The organism is Exiguobacterium acetylicum (assembly GCF_019890935.1).
In the GTDB taxonomy this organism is placed as follows: Bacteria; Bacillota; Bacilli; order Exiguobacteriales; family Exiguobacteriaceae; genus Exiguobacterium_A; species Exiguobacterium_A abrahamii.
Genome location: NZ_CP082333.1, coordinates 1,999,946 through 2,017,330, shown reverse-complemented (window position 1 = coordinate 2,017,330; position 17,385 = coordinate 1,999,946). Strand labels below are relative to the sequence as shown.

The 17,385-nt window shown below is 46.6% G+C and carries 22 protein-coding genes; all 22 read left to right on the top strand.

What is annotated here, in order from left to right; all coding sequences use genetic code 11:
* Nucleotides 1-11: 11 nt before the first annotated feature.
* Genes K7G97_RS10600 through K7G97_RS10495 form a run of 22 tightly spaced genes read left to right on the top strand, consistent with a single transcriptional unit; the run spans nt 12 to nt 17,376 of the window.
* Nucleotides 12-446: a flagellar export protein FliJ gene (locus K7G97_RS10600; RefSeq protein ID WP_029342072.1), complete on the top strand. Its 435-nt coding sequence runs from the start codon at nt 12-14 to the stop codon at nt 444-446.
* Complete coding sequence (locus tag K7G97_RS10595; RefSeq protein ID WP_223040551.1) at nt 443-988, top strand: MotE family protein; 546 nt, start codon at nt 443-445, stop codon at nt 986-988. Before K7G97_RS10600 ends, K7G97_RS10595 begins: the two co-directional genes overlap by 4 nt.
* Nucleotides 989-1,001: 13 nt before the next feature.
* On the top strand, nt 1,002-2,123 hold the full coding sequence (locus K7G97_RS10590; RefSeq protein WP_223040550.1) for a flagellar hook-length control protein FliK: 1,122 nt from the start codon (nt 1,002-1,004) through the stop codon (nt 2,121-2,123).
* On the top strand, nt 2,116-2,586 hold the full coding sequence (locus tag K7G97_RS10585) for a flagellar hook capping FlgD N-terminal domain-containing protein (protein ID WP_223040549.1): 471 nt from the start codon (nt 2,116-2,118) through the stop codon (nt 2,584-2,586). The genes K7G97_RS10590 and K7G97_RS10585 overlap by 8 nt, the downstream gene beginning before the upstream one ends.
* Nucleotides 2,586-3,443: a flagellar basal body rod protein FlgG gene (flgG, locus tag K7G97_RS10580; RefSeq protein ID WP_223040548.1), complete on the top strand. Its 858-nt coding sequence runs from the start codon at nt 2,586-2,588 to the stop codon at nt 3,441-3,443. Before K7G97_RS10585 ends, flgG begins: the two co-directional genes overlap by 1 nt.
* Entirely contained in the window at nt 3,440-3,676 is a 237-nt protein-coding gene (locus tag K7G97_RS10575) for a flagellar FlbD family protein (protein WP_223040547.1), read from the top strand. Before flgG ends, K7G97_RS10575 begins: the two co-directional genes overlap by 4 nt.
* A gap of 19 nt (nt 3,677-3,695) precedes the next feature.
* Nucleotides 3,696-4,100 carry a flagellar basal body-associated FliL family protein gene (locus K7G97_RS10570; protein WP_231681733.1) on the top strand — a complete coding sequence of 135 codons (405 nt, stop codon included), beginning with the start codon at nt 3,696-3,698 and terminating at the stop codon, nt 4,098-4,100.
* Nucleotides 4,101-4,109: 9 nt separating this feature from the next.
* Nucleotides 4,110-5,093, top strand: a complete 984-nt coding sequence (fliM, locus tag K7G97_RS10565; RefSeq protein ID WP_029342065.1) for a flagellar motor switch protein FliM — start codon at nt 4,110-4,112, stop codon at nt 5,091-5,093.
* A 1-nt stretch (nt 5,094) separates the two neighbouring features.
* Nucleotides 5,095-6,222 carry a flagellar motor switch phosphatase FliY gene (fliY, locus tag K7G97_RS10560; RefSeq protein ID WP_223040545.1) on the top strand — a complete coding sequence of 376 codons (1,128 nt, stop codon included), beginning with the start codon at nt 5,095-5,097 and terminating at the stop codon, nt 6,220-6,222.
* Between the two features lie 12 nt (nt 6,223-6,234).
* On the top strand, nt 6,235-6,600 hold the full coding sequence (locus K7G97_RS10555; RefSeq protein WP_035407009.1) for a response regulator: 366 nt from the start codon (nt 6,235-6,237) through the stop codon (nt 6,598-6,600).
* Nucleotides 6,597-7,088: a flagellar biosynthetic protein FliO gene (locus K7G97_RS10550; protein WP_223040544.1), complete on the top strand. Its 492-nt coding sequence runs from the start codon at nt 6,597-6,599 to the stop codon at nt 7,086-7,088. Before K7G97_RS10555 ends, K7G97_RS10550 begins: the two co-directional genes overlap by 4 nt.
* On the top strand, nt 7,085-7,753 hold the full coding sequence (fliP, locus tag K7G97_RS10545) for a flagellar type III secretion system pore protein FliP (protein ID WP_023468706.1): 669 nt from the start codon (nt 7,085-7,087) through the stop codon (nt 7,751-7,753). Before K7G97_RS10550 ends, fliP begins: the two co-directional genes overlap by 4 nt.
* Before the next feature lie 12 nt (nt 7,754-7,765).
* Nucleotides 7,766-8,038: a flagellar biosynthesis protein FliQ gene (gene fliQ, locus K7G97_RS10540; RefSeq protein ID WP_023468705.1), complete on the top strand. Its 273-nt coding sequence runs from the start codon at nt 7,766-7,768 to the stop codon at nt 8,036-8,038.
* Nucleotides 8,035-8,802, top strand: a complete 768-nt coding sequence (fliR, locus tag K7G97_RS10535; protein ID WP_195864781.1) for a flagellar biosynthetic protein FliR — start codon at nt 8,035-8,037, stop codon at nt 8,800-8,802. The genes fliQ and fliR overlap by 4 nt, the downstream gene beginning before the upstream one ends.
* Nucleotides 8,803-8,806: 4 nt before the next feature.
* Entirely contained in the window at nt 8,807-9,898 is a 1,092-nt protein-coding gene (flhB, locus tag K7G97_RS10530) for a flagellar biosynthesis protein FlhB (protein WP_223040543.1), read from the top strand.
* 14 nt (nt 9,899-9,912) lie between these two features.
* The gene (flhA, locus tag K7G97_RS10525; protein WP_223040542.1) at nt 9,913-11,937 is read left to right on the top strand and encodes a flagellar biosynthesis protein FlhA; all 2,025 of its coding nucleotides are present in this window, start codon (nt 9,913-9,915) and stop codon (nt 11,935-11,937) included.
* 3 nt (nt 11,938-11,940) lie between these two features.
* Complete coding sequence (locus K7G97_RS10520) at nt 11,941-12,984, top strand: flagellar biosynthesis protein FlhF (RefSeq protein WP_223040541.1); 1,044 nt, start codon at nt 11,941-11,943, stop codon at nt 12,982-12,984.
* The gene (locus K7G97_RS10515) at nt 12,981-13,835 is read left to right on the top strand and encodes a MinD/ParA family protein (RefSeq protein WP_223040540.1); all 855 of its coding nucleotides are present in this window, start codon (nt 12,981-12,983) and stop codon (nt 13,833-13,835) included. Before K7G97_RS10520 ends, K7G97_RS10515 begins: the two co-directional genes overlap by 4 nt.
* A gap of 21 nt (nt 13,836-13,856) precedes the next feature.
* Nucleotides 13,857-15,860, top strand: a complete 2,004-nt coding sequence (locus tag K7G97_RS10510) for a chemotaxis protein CheA (protein ID WP_223040539.1) — start codon at nt 13,857-13,859, stop codon at nt 15,858-15,860.
* 11 nt (nt 15,861-15,871) lie between these two features.
* Nucleotides 15,872-16,300 (top strand): chemotaxis protein CheW, encoded by a 429-nt coding sequence (locus K7G97_RS10505; RefSeq protein WP_195864787.1) that lies wholly within the window; start codon nt 15,872-15,874, stop codon nt 16,298-16,300.
* A complete protein-coding gene (locus tag K7G97_RS10500) occupies nt 16,293-16,901 on the top strand; it encodes a chemotaxis protein CheC (protein ID WP_029342053.1) in 609 nt (202 codons plus the stop codon). The genes K7G97_RS10505 and K7G97_RS10500 overlap by 8 nt, the downstream gene beginning before the upstream one ends.
* Nucleotides 16,894-17,376, top strand: coding sequence for a chemotaxis protein CheD (locus K7G97_RS10495; protein WP_029342052.1), 483 nt, complete (start codon nt 16,894-16,896; stop codon nt 17,374-17,376). Before K7G97_RS10500 ends, K7G97_RS10495 begins: the two co-directional genes overlap by 8 nt.
* Nucleotides 17,377-17,385 lie beyond the last annotated feature (9 nt).

The following is a 17,385-nucleotide window of genomic DNA, read 5'->3' as shown; positions in this document are numbered from 1 at the left end:
GAGGACGGAAGATGAAGACGATTTATGAACGAATCATTCCTTTAGCTGAAGCAGAGAAAGATCGCGTCGCAAAAGAATTGAGCCTTCATAAAAAGCAATATGAGATTGAAGTCGAAAAACTATACCATCTGCTCGTCCGTTATGAGTCCTTTCTGAAAGCGCAAGATGAGATTGGCATCGTCGAATTAACGTCTTCGCAATATCGAGAACGGGCTCGAGATGTCGTAAAACAAGAAATCGAACGGCAACAACTGTACGTGACACAATCGAAAAATCGCTATGAACGCGCACAGGAAGCACTCGAACGAGCGTTGATCGAAGAGAAGAAGTTTAGTCGTCTGCAAGAGAATCATACGGTTGAAACGAAACGAATTGAGGCATTGACGGAACAAAATCAATTAGATGAACTGGCATTGTTACAGTTTGGAAGAGGACGGATGATATGAGTGAAAATAAAACGTCAAAAGGATGGATCTTACCTTTATTGATCATCCCTTTGATTTTAATCTTGCTGACGGCTTATTTCGTATTAAATTATGCGAATGGACGTCCACTGCTATCCTTACCGTTCGCAACCGAAAAAACGACTACGAATCAAGTGAATCCGTCAGCAGAACTTGAACGTCGTCTGAAAGTAGCGAATCAAGAAATCAAGAAACTACGCAATCAAAGCAAGGAACAATCGGATACTTTAAAAGCGAAAGAACAGGAAGTCGAACGTTTGATTGCAGAACGGGATCGTTTGAAACAAACACCGGCGCCCGCGACGACGGATCAAACGAAGACGACGAAGAAAAAAGCTGCATCTGTGACAGATGTATATGCTGAAATGGCACCAAAGGATGCTGCGCTCATCTTAAACGAACTCAGTCCGACAGAAGTCGTACCGATCATCGAAGACATCGATGCGGAACAACAGGCAGCAATCATTGCCAAGATGGACGCTAAAAAAGCAGCGGCCTTAACACAGCTACTCGCGACGAAGTAAGGAGGGAAGCCTGATGAACATGACGGAAGTAATACAATCATCCTCCCCGAACTTGAATACTGGAACAGGGAAAAAAGGAGAGATTACAACGGTTGGGGGTCAATTTGCTTCGTTACTGGATTATCTAACGAAGTTACCAACAATGTCACCGTCACCAGTCTCAGCTGATTTGACTGCACTCGAGACAAAAGTGGAGACACCAACATTACCGGATTGGATACAAGAACTCGTAGATCAACCGGACGAGCTTCTCTCTTTACTGAAACAACCGGAAGTAGAGGCGTTAAAACAAGAACCGAAGAAAATGGAACAACTACTAGCATTCGTTAAACAATTACTTGAAGGAAATGTCGAGCAGGCAAAAAATCAGTTCGATCAATTGCCACCATTGCTTCAACAAGTCGTCTTACAGACAGTGACGAACGATACGGTCAAAATGAAAGATCATCATACGAACAACTTGAAACAACCATCACTTCCTACGATTGAAGGAGACATTTCCGCGTTGCCTGTGAAACAGACGCTCCCTCAAACTGGTCCTACTATTGTCGAGACGCTCAAGTCGGACACTGTAGCTGTAGCTGAGCAAGGGAAAGGAAAGACACCACTTCCGTTGGCATTCGCTTCACTCATGCGAAAAGCGACCATGCCCGTTGATCCCGAAGGAAAAGCCACGCCGCCTCCGATGAACATGCCGATTTACAAAGGTATCCCGTTGCAAACGATTCGTCCGGTGCCGCTACCTATTCCAGAACAGATTCAACAACGAATCGAAGCCGCACTTCAGCAAGCACCGTTCTTAAAAGGTGCTGACGGGTCAACTCGATTGTCGATTCGTCTTTATCCAGAGCAGCTTGGAGAGGTCGTCGTTCAACTCGATCGTAAGGAGGGGGCACTGACCGTCAAACTGTTTGCAAGCACTGAGCAAGCGAAACAATCGATCGAGCAACAACTTGGGAAATTGCAGACAGCTTTACACCAGCAGACGCCGGTCGTGAAGATCGAGACGGGGATGATTGCTTCTAGTGCACGGGAGTTTCAACAGTCGTTCACACGTGATCAGCAGGAGCATGAGTCTCCTTATCAAGAAACACCCACTCCAGTAGAGGAAGAAGAGGAGGAAGACGATGACTGATGCAATCAAAACAGATGGTACTTCATACCAGCTTCCTGAAAAGTCACAAGTACCGACGAATAAAGCGATGGACAAGGATATGTTCATGAAGATTCTGATTGCCCAGCTGTCGAATCAGGACCCGACAGCTCCGATGGAAGACAAGGATTTCATTGCTCAGATGGCACAGTTTTCTTCACTTGAACAGATGCAAGCAATCGGCAAGACGATGGACACGATGGTTTTGAACCAGCATGCGACAGCGTTACTATCTTACAGTAATCTAATTGGTAAAAAAGTTAGTTATGATGCGGAGTCGAAGACGACTGATGCCTCAGGAGCAGAGCAGACGACGACCGTCGAAGAGACAGCCAGTGTCGTTAGCGTAAAACGGGATGGACTGGATATCATGGCTGAACTATCGAACGGAAAACAGATCAGTGTGTATGAACTGACGCAGATTCAATCAAAGGAGGAAAAATAATGTTACGTTCAATGTATTCAGGAATCAGTGGGCTTAAGAACTTCCAGACGAAACTGGATGTCGTCGGGAACAACATCGCGAACGTCAACACGTTCGGTTATAAAAAAGGACGGGTGACGTTTAAGGATCTCGTCAGCCAATCAGTTGGTTCATCATCAGGTGCTGGTGGTAATGTCGGTGGGACGAACCCAAAACAGGTCGGTCTTGGAGCATCGATGTCAACAGTAGATAACGTCTATAACCAAGGAGCACTTCAAAATACGGGACGTGTACTCGATGTCGGGATTTCTGGTGAAGGGTTCTTCCAAGTCGTCACGGCGGAAGGGATTCGTTATACGCGTTCAGGTAACTTCTATACGGATCTTGATGGAAACTTGGTTACCGGCGACGGAAACTACGTGGTCGGTACCGGGACGCAGGGTACTACGACTGTTGCTCCAACTGTTCCACTTACTGAATGGGGAGCAAATGTAGCTGGAGCTAAAAAAATGAAAATCCCATCAGATGCACGTAACCTATCGATCGGGAAGGACGGTCTCGTCACTTACGTGGATACGACAGGCGCGTTGCAAAATGTCGGATATATCACAATGGCGAACTTTGCTAACCCGGGTGGTTTAGAAAAATCAGGTGTCAATGTCTTCGCTGCGTCACAAAACTCAGGAGGAGCGGTACTTGGAACACCAAACGTTGCCGGTATGGGGCAGTTGACTTCTGGAACACTCGAGATGTCAAACGTCGACTTATCAGAAGAGTTCACGGAAATGATCATTGCCCAACGTGGTTTCCAAGCGAACACGCGAATCATTACGACGTCTGACCAAGTTCTCGAGGAACTGGTCAATCTGAAACGATGATTACGTTAACGACATTACGTAATGCACCACTCGTACTGAACGCCATATTAATTGAATCTGTCCGCTCCACACCGGATACGACAATTCAACTCGTCGGTGGACAGATTTATGTCGTGAAGGAATCAATGGAAGAGGTCAAAGCCATCGCAATCGCTTTTTATCAACAAATCGGATTAGCGGGCTTGAACAGCGTAAGGAGGCTCGAAGATGGCCGAGGAAAAGAAGAAGAGTAAAATGAAAATCCCTTTGATCATGATCATTGTCGCAGCATTGATGGTTGGGGCAGGGTATATGATCATGAATTACTTTTTGGCTAATGATACGACAGAAGCAAAAGTCGAACAGCCGACAGGTGAAGAACTTGATGCACGAAGTCTTCAGACAGACGACTTGACGACAAATATCGCTGACGAACGGTTCTTGAATGTCCAATTCACGATCGTTACAGACGATCAAGCAACACGTGATGATTTAGAATTACGAAAATTCCAAATCAATAACATCATCTTGGGTGACCTTTCGGCGATGAAAAAGTCGGATTTAGATTCAAAAGCGGATATGGAAAAGCTTGAAGAACGGTTGCGGATGCAGTTCAAGAAGCTCATCCAAGAAGGTGATGTCCAGCGTGTCTATACGACGAAAAAAATCATCCAGTGAGGTGGCAGCATGAGCGAAGTATTATCCCAACATGAAATCGATGCCTTGCTATCAGCCATTTCAAGCGGAGATATGGAAGTCGAGGAAATCCGAAGCCAAGAGGAGCAGCGCCGTGTCAAAGTCTATGACTTCAAACGAGCGCTTCGCTTCTCAAAAGATCAATTACGGAATTTGACGCGGATCCATGAACAGTTCGCCCGAGTCTTGACGACGCATTTTTCCGCACAACTACGGACGTACGTCCAGTTCACAGTCAACACAGTCGAGCAACTCCCTTATGATGAATTCATTCATTCTATTCCGAACATGACATTGATCAATCTAGTCAATCTTCATCCGCTTGATGGTAAAGTCCTGTTCGAAGTCAATCCGAATATCGCCTATGCGATGCTCGATCGATTGCTTGGAGGACCGGGTGAAGGGATGAATAAGATTGAAAATTTAACGGAGATTGAGACGCGTATTCTGACGCAATTATTCAAACGTGCCTTCGTCCAGTACGGAGCTGCTTGGGAGTCGGTGACGGAAGTTGAGGCGGAGTACGACGATTTGGAGATCAATCCGCAGTTTTTACAGCTCGTTTCTCCGAATGAGACGGTCATCCTCGTCTCGATTTACGTAACCGTCGGAGAAGTGAGTGGTACATTGAATGTCTGTCTGCCGTTCGTGACCCTTGAATCCGTTCTTCCGAAATTATCAAGTCATTATTGGATGCAACAAGAAAAGCGAACGACAGCAGATAATCAAGAGTCTGAACACATGCAAACGCAGTTGATGAGTTCCGTCGTCGATTTAAAAGCAGTGCTCGGCCAAACAGAGCTATCGTTTGGTGAATTGTTACACCTCGAAGTAGGCGATTGTTTATCCCTGAAGACGCGAGCCTCAGATGCCGTCGATGTATTCGTCGATGACCGGAAGATGTTTAAAGCTCGACCGGGACTAAACGGGAAACACCTCGCTTTGCAAGTCTTACAACGAATTGAGGAGGAATAACATGAGCGATATGCTTTCGCAAGATGAAATCGATGCGTTGTTACGCGGAACGCCATCAAACGATGAACCGCAAGATACGGACGCAGACGAAATACTAGATGATATGGAAATCGATGCACTAGGGGAAGTCGGAAACATCTCACTTGGGAATTCAGCAACGGCCTTATCGGCATTGTTGAATCAAAAAGTAGAAATTACGACACCGCACGTCCGGATGATTTCGATGGAAGAATTACGAAGTCGTTATCCGATTCCTCATGTCGCGTTGCGCGTCGGCTATACGGAAGGATTTAAAGGAGAAAACGTCCTGATCCTGACACAGCGAGACGCTTCCGTCATTGCGAATCTGATGATGGGAGGCGATGGCGTCATTGATGAATCAATCGAAATGGATCCGATTGCTCTTTCTGCTGTACAGGAAGCGATGAATCAGATGATGGGAGCTGCTGCGACATCGATGTCGACCGTGTTCTCCATGCGAATCGATATCTCACCGCCTGCAGTAGAAATCTTCGACTTTTCACAAGATAAGAGTATCGTCGATAGCTTTTCTCTTTGGGAGAACATGGTCATCATCGAGTTTGATCTGAAGATTGGCACGATGATTGATTCAAAAATCGTTCAATTAGCACCGTTGGATTTTTCGAAGCAATTGATTCAAAAACTCTTTAGCGCGAGTACGACCCAACAAGCAGAACCTGCACCGCAAACAACGGCACAAGCGCAACCAGAACAACCACAAGCACAACCGACACCAGCACCAGCGATGGAGCAACGAACGGTCGTCCCACCACCTGAACCGAAAGCAACGCCAGTCGGTGTCAGTCCAGTTCAATTTAGTCAGTTAGGTGAGATGGAAGTAGAGGGCACGCCAGGAAATATCGGAATGTTATATGATGTTCCGTTGAACGTCACGGTTGAGTTAGGACGGACACGCCGCTCCGTTCGTGACATATTGGAATTAACACAAGGTTCTGTCATCGAGCTGGATAAACTGGCAGGGGAACCAGTTGACGTTCTCGTCAACAATACATTGATCGCAACGGGTGAAGTGGTCGTCATCGAAGAGAATTTCGGTGTACGTATTACAGAAATCGTAAATACAAAAGAACGTCTTCGGATGTTCTAAGGAGGAACTATTATGAGTGCAAAAGTATTAATCGTAGACGATGCCGCTTTCATGCGGATGATGATCAAGGAAATCCTATCGAAGAACGGCTATGATGTCGTCGGTGAAGCAGAAAATGGACGCGAAGCGGTCTCGAAGTATAAGGAATTGACACCAGACCTCGTCACGTTAGACATTACGATGCCTGAGATGGACGGGATCTCTGCGCTTAAAGAAATCAAAGCATTCAATCCTGCGGCTAAGGTCATCATGTGTTCGGCGATGGGGCAACAGTCGATGGTCATCGATGCGATTCAAGCAGGTGCGAAAGATTTCATCGTCAAACCGTTCCAAGCGGATCGTGTGCTTGAAGCGGTCTCGAAAACTGTCTCGTCATGAAAAAAGTGACTTTGCTGATTTGTCTTCTGTTTCTGCTGACACTTCCTGTACAGGCGGAAACGGTTGAAGAAAAATTAAATCCAACCAAGAACGATGCACCGACGACTCAGCAAGTCGATGAGAGTCCTTCCATGGCGTTGACTATCTTCAAAGGAGTCGTCGTTCTCGTCGTCTTGATCGGTGGATTCATCGTCGTGACGCGATTCATTCATGAACGGACACGAGGCGTCAGACACTCTGGTCGATTGACTCATCTAGGTGGTGTACCACTTGGTAAGGATCGATCGGTTCAGTTAGTGAAAGTGCAGGATAAGATTTATGTCGTCGGTGTTGGTGAGAACGTGCAACTCTTAGACACGCTGGACGATTTAGAGGGATACGAACCGACGGATCTTGAAGAGTCATCTTCGAAATCAGCACCTTCACCATTCCTTGAGACGTTCAAACAACAACTCGAGCAACTACAGAAGAATCGAGGGCGCTCATGAATACGATTGAAAATCTGATCTCACTTGATACTCCGTCAGGGACAGCGACATCGATCAAACTGCTTGTATTACTGACGTTGTTGTCGCTGGCGCCTTCATTACTTATTCTAATGACCTGTTTCACACGTGTCGTCGTCGTGTTGTCGTTCGTCCGTTCGGCTCTCGGAACACAACAAACGCCACCAAACCAGTTGCTCGTCGGACTGGCTTTGTTCATTACGCTGTTCGTCATGTCGCCCGTCTTATCGGAATTAAATACGACGGCCTTAAAACCATACATGGCCGATAAAATCAGTCAAGATGAAGCGTTTGATAAAGCGGGAGATACGATGAAACGCTTCATGTCGAAGCACACGCGAACGAATGATTTAGAATTATTCTTAAAATACGGTAATTATGAAAAACCGGAAAAAATTGAAGATATCCCACTCGTCGCACTCGTTCCAGCATATGCGATTAGTGAACTGAAGACGGCCTTTCAAATCGGTTTCATGATCTTCATACCTTTCCTTGTCATCGACATGGTCGTCTCGAGTGTTTTGATGTCGATGGGGATGATGATGTTACCACCGGTCATGATTGCGTTACCGTTTAAGCTATTGTTATTTATTCTAGTTGACGGCTGGCACCTGATCGTTGAATCACTACTTGTCAGTATGCGTTAGGGGGGAGAAAAGATGACTCAAGAAATGATTATTCAGTTGGCAAGCTCTGCTGTCTGGACATTACTCAAGGTATCGGCTCCCTTGCTACTCGTCTCGCTCGTCGTTGGTCTGCTCGTCAGTATATTGCAGGCGACGACACAGATTCAGGAACAGACATTATCGTTCGTTCCGAAGATCGTTGCCGTATTTTTAGCACTTGTCTTCTTTGGACCTTGGATCATGCAGGAGCTACAAACCTTTACGATCGATCTATTCAAACAAATCGCTGAGGTTTCCCGAAAATGACGTTACTTTCTTTCCTGAGTGTTTTCCTGCTCGTCTTTGGACGGATCGTTGGTTTTCTTGTCGCGGCGCCTTTGTTTTCATCAAAGCAATTACCAGCGCAACATAAATTAGCGCTCGCTGCGGGACTTGCTTACTTTGCGAGCTACGCCGTGAAGACAGATGTTCGTGTAGAAGACTTCGATTTTTTCTTTCGGATGGGAACGGAAGTCTTAGTGGGGCTAGCTCTTGGCTTACTTGCTAGTTTTTTATTATATGCCCCACAAATCGCGGGCTCGATCATCGACTTGCAGATGGGTCTTGCGATGGCTTCCGCTTATGATCCGATGTTTGGCGGGCAGTCACCCATCGTCGGACGATTTTATTACATGCTGACGTTACTCGTTCTACTCGCTTCTGATATGCATCTCATTTTACTGGACGGCATCTACACGAGCTTTCAAATCTTTCCGCCGGGCAGTCTGATTGCGGTATCAGGGGACGCTGGAATGAGTCTTGTCATCCGTGTCGTTGGTCTTGCGATGTTGACTGCCTTACAAATGGCGATGCCACTTGTCGTTTCACTCTTTTTAGTGGATCTCGCACTCGGTTTCTTAGCGAAAACGGCACCCCAGTTCAATATTTTTGCGATTGGTTTTTCCGTCAAACTGTTAATGGGATACGCGATTCTGTTTTTATTAGCAGGCGCGACGATCACAGGAATCGGTCGATTCGTTCCATTGTTGCAAGATGTACTTGCAGACGCCATTCGATTACTAGGAGGTTAAGGACATGCATACATACCGATTACGCCTTGATCTTCAGTACTTCGCTGGTGAGAAGACGGAAAAGGCGACACCTCGAAAGCGGGATGACTCCCGCAAGAAGGGACAGGTCGCAAAATCAGCAGATTTAACGAGTAGTATCATGTTATTCGCGATGTTCCTTGTTCTCTATTTTTTTGGTCCGTTTCTAGGACGGCGATTCGTGCTCGTCCTACAAGATGGTCTCAGTGCAAGTCAAGTTCTGCAAGCCGTCGAAGAGGGACGAATCGAACAGATTTTAGTCGAGATGCTGATTCAAATGGGGATTTTAGTCGCACCGTTCTTTTTAACAGCGGTCGTCATCGGGATCCTTGGCAATTTCGTTCAGATTGGTGTGCTCTTAAGTGGTGAGGCGATTCAGCCGAAGTTGGACCGAATCAATCCACTTCAAGGCGTTAAACGGATCGTTAGCGTCAAAGCACTCGTCGAATTTTTGAAATCCGTTTTTAAACTGTTAGTCATCGGTGTCACGAGTGGCACGGTTCTTTGGAATAATAAAGTCGAGATTTCGAGGCTGACCTCGGAACCAATCGGCGATGCGTTAGCTATCATTGGTCATTTAACATTTTTACTCGGTTTGTCGGTCAGTATCGCCTTGATCGCGTTAGCCATTCTTGACTTCGCTTATCAAAAATTTGATTTCGAAAAGTCGATTCGAATGAGTAAACAGGATTTAAAGGATGAGCATAAGAACACGGAAGGTGACCCTCAAATCAAAGGAAAGATCAAACAACAACAACGGGAGATGGCGATGCGGCGGATGATGCAAGAAATACCGAATGCCGACGTCGTCATCACGAACCCGACCCATTATGCGGTAGCAATTCAATACGATGACGGAAAACATATGGCACCGATCGTCGTTGCAAAAGGCGTAGATGCTGTCGCGTTCCGGATTCGGGAGAAGGCGACAGCAGCTGACGTCCCGATTGTTGAAAATCGTCCGCTGGCGCGGGCGTTGTTCGCTCAAACAGAGATTGGTATGGCAGTGGATGAAACGTTCTATCAGGCGCTCGCTGAAACACTCGCCTTTGTCTATCAACTGAAACAAGCAAAATGAAAGGATGAAGCATCATGAGTATATCAACACGAGATTTAACGGTTCTGCTAGGCGTCATCATGATCGTCTTCATGCTCGTCATTCCACTGCCCGCTATCATGCTCGATTTTTTAATCATCATCAATATCTTAATTGCTTTGATGGTATTACTCGTTGCGATGAATGCCAAAGAGGCACTTGAATTTTCTGTCTTTCCGACGTTGTTATTGATCGTCACTTTGTTTCGTCTGGCACTTAACGTCTCGACGACAAGGGCGATCCTATCAAACGGAAATGGTGGCGAAGTCATCGAGGCTTTTGGGAATTTTGTCGTCGGTGGTAAGCCGCTCGTCGGTTTCGTCGTCTTCTTGATTCTCGTCTTGATCCAGTTTCTCGTCATCACGAAAGGTTCAGAACGAGTCTCGGAAGTATCGGCACGTTTTACGCTTGATGCGATGCCAGGGAAACAGATGGCAATCGACGCCGATCTGAACTCCGGTATGATCGACGAATTACAAGCTCGGACTCGTCGTCAAAAAATCCAATCGGAAGCAGATTTTTATGGTGCGATGGACGGTGCCTCGAAGTTCGTTAAAGGAGATGCAATCGCTGGTATCATCATCGTCATCATCAACTTGATTTTCGGAATGATCATCGGTGTCGTTCAGCAAGGCTTACCGATAGCGGATTCAGTCGAACTGTATACGTTACTGACGGTCGGGGACGGGCTTGTCAGTCAGATTCCAGCACTTTTGATTTCGGTTGCGACCGGGATCATCGTTACACGCTCGACATCTGATGGGAACCTTGGTGAGGATGTCATCGGTCAATTGGCACGGACACCATTACTCGTCGGAATCGCGGCTGGAGCAATCTTCTTACTCGGACTATTCACAGCGATTCCTGACTACGTCACGATGCCGATTGCAGCGTTGTTCGGCTTCTTCGCTTGGCGAATGAAGCAGACGACGAAGACGATGCAAGAAGAGGTCGCTGTTGAAGAAGCCCCAAGCGAAAACTTACGTTCAAGTGAATCGGTCATTTCCTTACTGAATGTCGATACAATTGAATTTGAATTCGGTTACGGTTTGATTCCACTCGCTGATGAAGCGCAAGGTGGCGATTTACTCGATCGTGTCGTCATGATTCGTCGGCAGCTAGCACTCGAACTTGGATTCGTTCTACCGACCGTTCGGATTCGTGATCATCTGCAGTTATCACCGAACCAGTACCGGATCAAGATTCGCGGAAGTGAGATGGCAAGTGGTGAGCTATTACTGGATCATTATTTAGCGATGAGCCCGGGTGTCGATGATCCAGAAATTCGAGGTATTGAGACGGTTGAGCCAGCCTTCGGTATGCCGGCGCTCTGGATCGATGAACAGACACGGAGCCGAGCAGAGATGTCAGGCTATACGGTCGTTGATCCACCATCCGTCGTCGCGACGCATTTAACGGAGCTCTTGAAGAAACATGCCGCTGAGTTACTCGGACGAGAAGAGACGAAACAGTTGGTTGATCATTTGAAGGAATCGCATCCGATTTTGGTCGAAGAAGTAACACCACAACTGTTATCAATCGGGGAACTTCAAAAAGTATTCGTTCAATTATTAAAAGAAAAAGTCTCGATTCGAAATCTACCATTGATTTTCGAAACGCTCGCAGACTATGCGGCGGTGACGAAAGACAGCGAACTACTCGCTGAATATGTCCGTCAATCCTTATCGCGTCAAATTACAGAACAGGTCATGCAAGGAGATGTCTTGCATGTCGTGACCGTCTCGAGTGAGATGGAACTGGATATCCAGTCAGCCATCCAAAAGACAGAGTTCGGAAATTATTTAGCGCTTGATCCCGAAAAAGCGACACGTTTCATCGAGACGTTGCAAGAACGAGCAATGGAATTTGAACGATATGGCGCACATCCGATCATTCTGACGTCTCCAAGTATCCGGATGTTCGTTCGTCAATTGACGGAACGCTATTTCCCTGAGGTTCCGATTCTATCTTATAACGAGTTGATGCCAACGATTGAAGTCAAGAGTATTGGGGTGATTTAAGCGATGATAGTCAAAAAAGTCACAGCGGATTCTATTGGCGAAGCAATGAAACAAATAAAACGCGAACTTGGTCAAGATGCCATCATATTGAATACTCGACATATCAAAGTGGGTGGATTCTTTGGTTTGTTTGCGAAGAAAAAAGTGGAACTGGTTGCATCGGTGGATGAACATGTGTCGAATGAACCGATCGTCTCGAAGCAAGCAACGAGTCGGAAGGACATTGTGGAAACGATCCAACCGATTCCAGTACGTCCGACGATCGTTACAGTCGGTGAACGGCCGTTACCGCGAGAATTGCAGCATTATGTGCCGTTGTTGACAGAACCAGCGTTACAGCAAGTATCTGAACGATTACATGAGCGATTACTGACTGCGTATTATCAGACGCAACAAACGGAATTAACGGATCTCTTAACTGAAGAAGTAAAAACGGCATTACGTGTAACAACGTCGACTGCGCGTTATGTCATGCTGACAGGACCGACTGGTGTCGGTAAGACGACGACCATCGCTAAACTGGCTGCACACCATACGCTCATTAAAAATCAACGAGTCGGTCTCATCACAACCGATACATACCGAATCTCGGCGATTGAGCAACTGAAAACATATGCCGATATATTAGGTATACCGATTCATGTTGCATACGACTTGGAAGATTTTGAACGAGCAAAGCTAGCGCTAGCATCATGTGACATCGTACTTGTCGATACAGCGGGGCGGAATTTCCTTGACGAAGCATATGTAGAGCAGTTACGAAATCGACACGACTTTAAAGATACGGATGTTTTCTTAGTTCTTAGTTTGACTTCGAAGTACCGAGATTTATTACAAATCCATGATCGTTTCGACAAGATTCCTCTATCGGGTGTCGTGTTCTCTAAAGCAGATGAGACAAGCGAACTCTGGTCGATGTTCGGACTTGTGACAGAGACAAACTTACCGATCTATTGCGTAACAACTGGTCAAGAAGTACCAGAAGACATCACGTTCGCTACTGCGGATGAGTTATCCCGAATGATCGTCGAAAGAGGGATGAGATGATGCGAGAAGATCAAGCACGTGTCTTACGGTCAAAAGTGACCGTCAAGGAAACGAAGACGATTGCCATCGTGAGTGGAAAAGGCGGTGTCGGAAAAACGAATGTCGCGGTGAATCTAGGTGTAGCATTATCGTTGCAAGACAAGCGAGTACTCTTGATTGATCTTGATATTGGAATGGCGAATATCGGCATTCTATTTGGGCAATCATCGAAGTCATCCTTGATGGAATGCGTCAAACGACGAGAATCACTCCAGCATGCAATCGTCGAACAGTCTCCTTCTCTTCATTTCATTCATGGCGGGAGTGGATTTACGGAACTGACGAATTTTACAGATGAGGATATCGTCTTCCTGCTGCGGGAATTCCAATTTTTCTATGAATATGATTATGTGTTACTCGATCTAGGAGCCGGTGCGAACCATCAGACATTTGATTTTATCAGTAGTGCAGACGAAGCATGGTTGATCGTCACGCCGGAGCCGACTTCAATCATGGACGGTTATGCGTTCGTCAAACTGGCACATCATCATGCAACGGATCTCCCGATTTCCGTCGTCGTTAATCGGGCGACGAATGGTGGAGAAGCGCTTGAAACGTTTGATCGACTGGCGCTCGTCAGCCAACAATTCTTGCAAAAACCCCTTCGCTTTACCGGTTTTTTACCAGAAGATCCGACAGTCGTTAAAGCAGTCAAGGCACAGATGCCATTTTACTTGATGGATCGAACGAGCGACGTCAGTTGGCGACTCGATCACATCACGACATCCTTGACAGGTGTACAAGTCAAGGAGCGGAAGTTTTTAGATCGATTGTTACATCGTCTGAAAAAGCGAAAAGATCATGTCCGTTAAGATTAAAGGAGGGTATCAGTCATGGACTTAAATGAATACGTAGGGTTGTTCCTCGATGAGTCGATGGAGCATTTACAAGCGATTAACACAAGTTTATTGGTTTTTGAAGAACGATTAGACGATGAAGCGGTCATCGATCAAATTTTCCGTTCTGCCCATACGCTAAAAGGGATGGCAGGAACGATGGGATATGATGCGATTGCTGATTTAACGCATGAGATGGAGAGCGCTCTTGATTTAGTCAGATCGAAGAAACAGCCTGCTACAGCTGAATTGATCGATGTCCTCTTCGTTGCTGCCGAACAACTGGAGACGATGGTAGAAGACATCAGTCGCGGTGGAAAAGGAAAACTCGATGTCACGGAAACAGTAAGACGATTACAGCAGTTCATTCGGCCCGATCAAGACGGAATCATTCCAGTTGCGTCTTCATCTTCCGAGCAAAAATTCGAATGTGATGTCTACTCGGAAGCAGTCGTCAAACAATCCATTGCTTCCGGTTATCAGGCGTATATCGTAAAAGTCGAACTTTCAGCGGATGTCATCTTAAAAGCGGCACGCGTCTACATGGTGTTTGATCGTTTACAGCAACTCGGAGATGTCATCTTGTCGAATCCGACCTCGGATGAACTGGAGCAAGAGCATTTCGAGACGACGTTCTCAGTCCTGTTCGTGACGCAACAAGATCAGATGACGATTCAAGAAGCGATTGCTTCTGTATCAGAAGTCGCAACAGTCACGATGGACGTGTTCGAAGCAACACCGGAAGCAGAGGTAGCGACATCCACCCTTCCACAGGAAGTGCCGGTTGCGACATCAGTACCTGCACCAACAGCTTCACCCGAAGCACCAGAGCAGACGGATCTATCTGCACCTGTCGCTTCGAAAACGATTCGTGTCAATCTCGAGCGAATCGATCGTTTGATGAACCTGTTCGAAGAGTTCATCATCGACCGCGGTCGATTGGAGCGCATTGCAGCAGAAGTCAGCTCACCGGAATTGACAGATACGGTCGAACGAATCAAACGAGGTACGAACGAATTACAATCACTCGTTTTAACGTTACGGATGATGCCGATCGAACAAGTGTTCAATCGCTTCCCGCGGATGGTGCGTTCCGTTTCGAAGGATGTCGGAAAACATATCAAACTACACATTACAGGTGCTGAGACGGAACTTGATCGGACAGTCATCGATGAGATTGGTGATCCACTCGTCCACTTGATCCGTAATGCGATCGATCATGGAATTGAAAACAAAGCGGAACGGATTTTAGCGAATAAACCGGTCGAAGGAAATCTTTCGCTTCGTGCCTATCATTCAGGAAACCGAGTCTTCATCGAGATTGAAGATGATGGAGCAGGTATCAATCACGAACGTGTCACACGGATTGCGATTGAAAAAGGATTGATCACGGAAGAAGAAGCGATGCAATTAACGATCGAAGAGGCTTCGATGCTGTTGTTCGCACCTGGTTTCTCGACGGCAGAAGAAGTCACGGACTTGTCTGGTCGTGGTGTTGGTCTCGACGTCGTCAAATCGAAGATCGAATCATTAGGCGGAGAAGTATTCGTTGAGACGCGCCGCGGAGAAGGAACGATTTTCCGTATCAGTTTACCATTAACGCTTTCGATCATCTCAGCCATGCTCGTTGAGCTCGGACAAGAGACGTATGCGATTCCGCTCACTGCCATCATCGAGACGACATCCTTACGTAAATCAGCGATCCTGCAAGCGCACCGGGAGAAAGTATTTGATTTCCGTGGACAATTGGTTCCACTTATTTCGCTGAATGAAGTGTATGGATTGCCGCAGCATGAAGCAGAAGCCTATTCGGTCGTCGTCGTTCGGAGTGGCGAAAAATTAGCAGGGTTGATCGTATCCGAATTGATCGGTCAACAAGAAATCGTCATGAAGCCACTCGGTAGTTATCTAGAAGGTATCCGTGCCATTTCTGGCGCGACGATTCTTGGAGACGGACAAGTCGCGTTGATCATTGACAGCAATGCACTATTACGGAAGTGAGGGGAACGAAGATGGAACAAAAATGGGTTGTTTTTCAATTAGAAGATAATGCATACGGTATTGATGTACAGTCTGTTCGTTCAATCGAACGACTCATCCCGATCACACGGATTCCGAACGCTGCATCTTATGTCAAAGGAGTCATCAATTTGCGTGGTGTCGTCACACCCGTGATTGATTTGCGCGCCCGTCTTGGATTCGAGTTAACAGAAGAGACAGAAGAGACACGCATCATCATCGCCACTTTAGAGCATGGAGATGCTGGATTCATCGTCGACCGGGCAAATGAAGTCGTCGAATCAACGGATGTTCGCATCGAGCCGCTCAGTGAACAAAAGCAGGAGGATGCCTCCTATTTGACTGCGGTCGCTAAAGGTGATCAGCAATTGTTCTCACTGATTGAACCGAATCGCTTATTTGAGGACATCGTTCATGCTTAACCCAAACGAACGGGACATTTTACGGGAAGTCGGCAACATTGGAGCTGGTCACGCAGCGACAGCACTTTCGACCTTACTTGGACAACCGATTGAGATCGAAGTACCTTCCGCTGAGCTTGAGGATTTCACGACGATCATCGAGCGAAGTGGTGGGGCGGAAACGTATACCGCTGGTGCATTGCTACGTTTTTCTGGCGATATTCAAGCAACGTTACTTTTTTTGATGCCACTTCGTGATGCAGAGAAGCTCGTTAGCCAATTGATGCAGACGGAATTCCACTTTTTTTCCGATTCCCACGAAATGGGGGTTTCTGCTTGGGAAGAAATTGGGAATATTTTAATAGGAGCATATGCTCGGGCTATCTCCGATTGGCTCGATTTATCGTTACATGTCAGTGTTCCTGCATCAGCGTTTGATATGGTTGGTGCGTTACTTGAAGTAGCCTTACTTGAATCTACGACTCCAGGAAATATGGCTGTCTATATCGACACGCACTTGTCTAGTGCAGGAAACGATTTGACCGGACATTTACTTTTGTTGCCTGAAGCGAACGCCTTTCAGACGGTCTTCGAACGATTGGGTGTGGACTTGAATGGATGAAATCGTACGGATTGGCATTGCGGAGTACGCCATCAGTAAACGCCCCGTCATTTTACGGACAGCGGGTCTTGGATCGTGCGTAGGCGTCGTCATCTATGACCAGGAACGAGGGTTATCGAGTATGGCGCATGTCATGTTGCCTGATTCAGCGATCAGTCGGAATCGGGAGCTTGAAGTCGGAAAGTTCGCGGATACGGCAATTCTAGAGGTAGCCCGCGAATTACGAGCAAGTGGAGCCATCCGATTACGTGCGAAGATTGCGGGTGGGGCTCAGATGTTTCAATTTAAATATGAACATGAATCAATGCGGATTGGCGAGCGAAACATCGCTGCGGTCAAAGCAATGCTTCAACAAGTCAAAATTCCACTCGTTGCCGAAGATGTTGGCGGCACGAATGGACGAACGATCGAGTTCCACTCACAATCAGGGCGTCTCGTCATCCGGACGGTGAATGTCGGGACGCTGGAAATCTAGAGGAGGAAT

Excerpts from the sequence above, each read along its gene's own strand:
- K7G97_RS10595 (WP_223040551.1), top strand. The coding sequence starts at position 443 with ATGAGTGAAAATAAAACGTCAAAAGGATGGATCTTACCTTTATTGATC.
- K7G97_RS10515 (WP_223040540.1), top strand. The coding sequence starts at position 12,981 with ATGATGCGAGAAGATCAAGCACGTGTCTTACGGTCAAAAGTGACCGTC.
- K7G97_RS10495 (WP_029342052.1), top strand. The coding sequence starts at position 16,894 with ATGGATGAAATCGTACGGATTGGCATTGCGGAGTACGCCATCAGTAAA.
- K7G97_RS10520 (WP_223040541.1), top strand. The coding sequence starts at position 11,941 with ATGATAGTCAAAAAAGTCACAGCGGATTCTATTGGCGAAGCAATGAAA.
- flhB (WP_223040543.1), top strand. The coding sequence starts at position 8,807 with ATGCATACATACCGATTACGCCTTGATCTTCAGTACTTCGCTGGTGAG.
- fliP (WP_023468706.1), top strand. The coding sequence starts at position 7,085 with ATGAATACGATTGAAAATCTGATCTCACTTGATACTCCGTCAGGGACA.
- flgG (WP_223040548.1), top strand. The coding sequence starts at position 2,586 with ATGTTACGTTCAATGTATTCAGGAATCAGTGGGCTTAAGAACTTCCAG.
- fliQ (WP_023468705.1), top strand. The coding sequence starts at position 7,766 with ATGACTCAAGAAATGATTATTCAGTTGGCAAGCTCTGCTGTCTGGACA.
- flhA (WP_223040542.1), top strand. The coding sequence starts at position 9,913 with ATGAGTATATCAACACGAGATTTAACGGTTCTGCTAGGCGTCATCATG.
- fliY (WP_223040545.1), top strand. The coding sequence starts at position 5,095 with ATGAGCGATATGCTTTCGCAAGATGAAATCGATGCGTTGTTACGCGGA.
- K7G97_RS10570 (WP_231681733.1), top strand. The coding sequence starts at position 3,696 with ATGATCATTGTCGCAGCATTGATGGTTGGGGCAGGGTATATGATCATG.
- fliM (WP_029342065.1), top strand. The coding sequence starts at position 4,110 with ATGAGCGAAGTATTATCCCAACATGAAATCGATGCCTTGCTATCAGCC.
- K7G97_RS10600 (WP_029342072.1), top strand. The coding sequence starts at position 12 with ATGAAGACGATTTATGAACGAATCATTCCTTTAGCTGAAGCAGAGAAA.
- K7G97_RS10505 (WP_195864787.1), top strand. The coding sequence starts at position 15,872 with ATGGAACAAAAATGGGTTGTTTTTCAATTAGAAGATAATGCATACGGT.
- fliR (WP_195864781.1), top strand. The coding sequence starts at position 8,035 with ATGACGTTACTTTCTTTCCTGAGTGTTTTCCTGCTCGTCTTTGGACGG.
- K7G97_RS10550 (WP_223040544.1), top strand. The coding sequence starts at position 6,597 with ATGAAAAAAGTGACTTTGCTGATTTGTCTTCTGTTTCTGCTGACACTT.
- K7G97_RS10555 (WP_035407009.1), top strand. The coding sequence starts at position 6,235 with ATGAGTGCAAAAGTATTAATCGTAGACGATGCCGCTTTCATGCGGATG.
- K7G97_RS10510 (WP_223040539.1), top strand. The coding sequence starts at position 13,857 with ATGGACTTAAATGAATACGTAGGGTTGTTCCTCGATGAGTCGATGGAG.
- K7G97_RS10590 (WP_223040550.1), top strand. The coding sequence starts at position 1,002 with ATGAACATGACGGAAGTAATACAATCATCCTCCCCGAACTTGAATACT.
- K7G97_RS10585 (WP_223040549.1), top strand. The coding sequence starts at position 2,116 with ATGACTGATGCAATCAAAACAGATGGTACTTCATACCAGCTTCCTGAA.
- K7G97_RS10500 (WP_029342053.1), top strand. The coding sequence starts at position 16,293 with ATGCTTAACCCAAACGAACGGGACATTTTACGGGAAGTCGGCAACATT.
- K7G97_RS10575 (WP_223040547.1), top strand. The coding sequence starts at position 3,440 with ATGATTACGTTAACGACATTACGTAATGCACCACTCGTACTGAACGCC.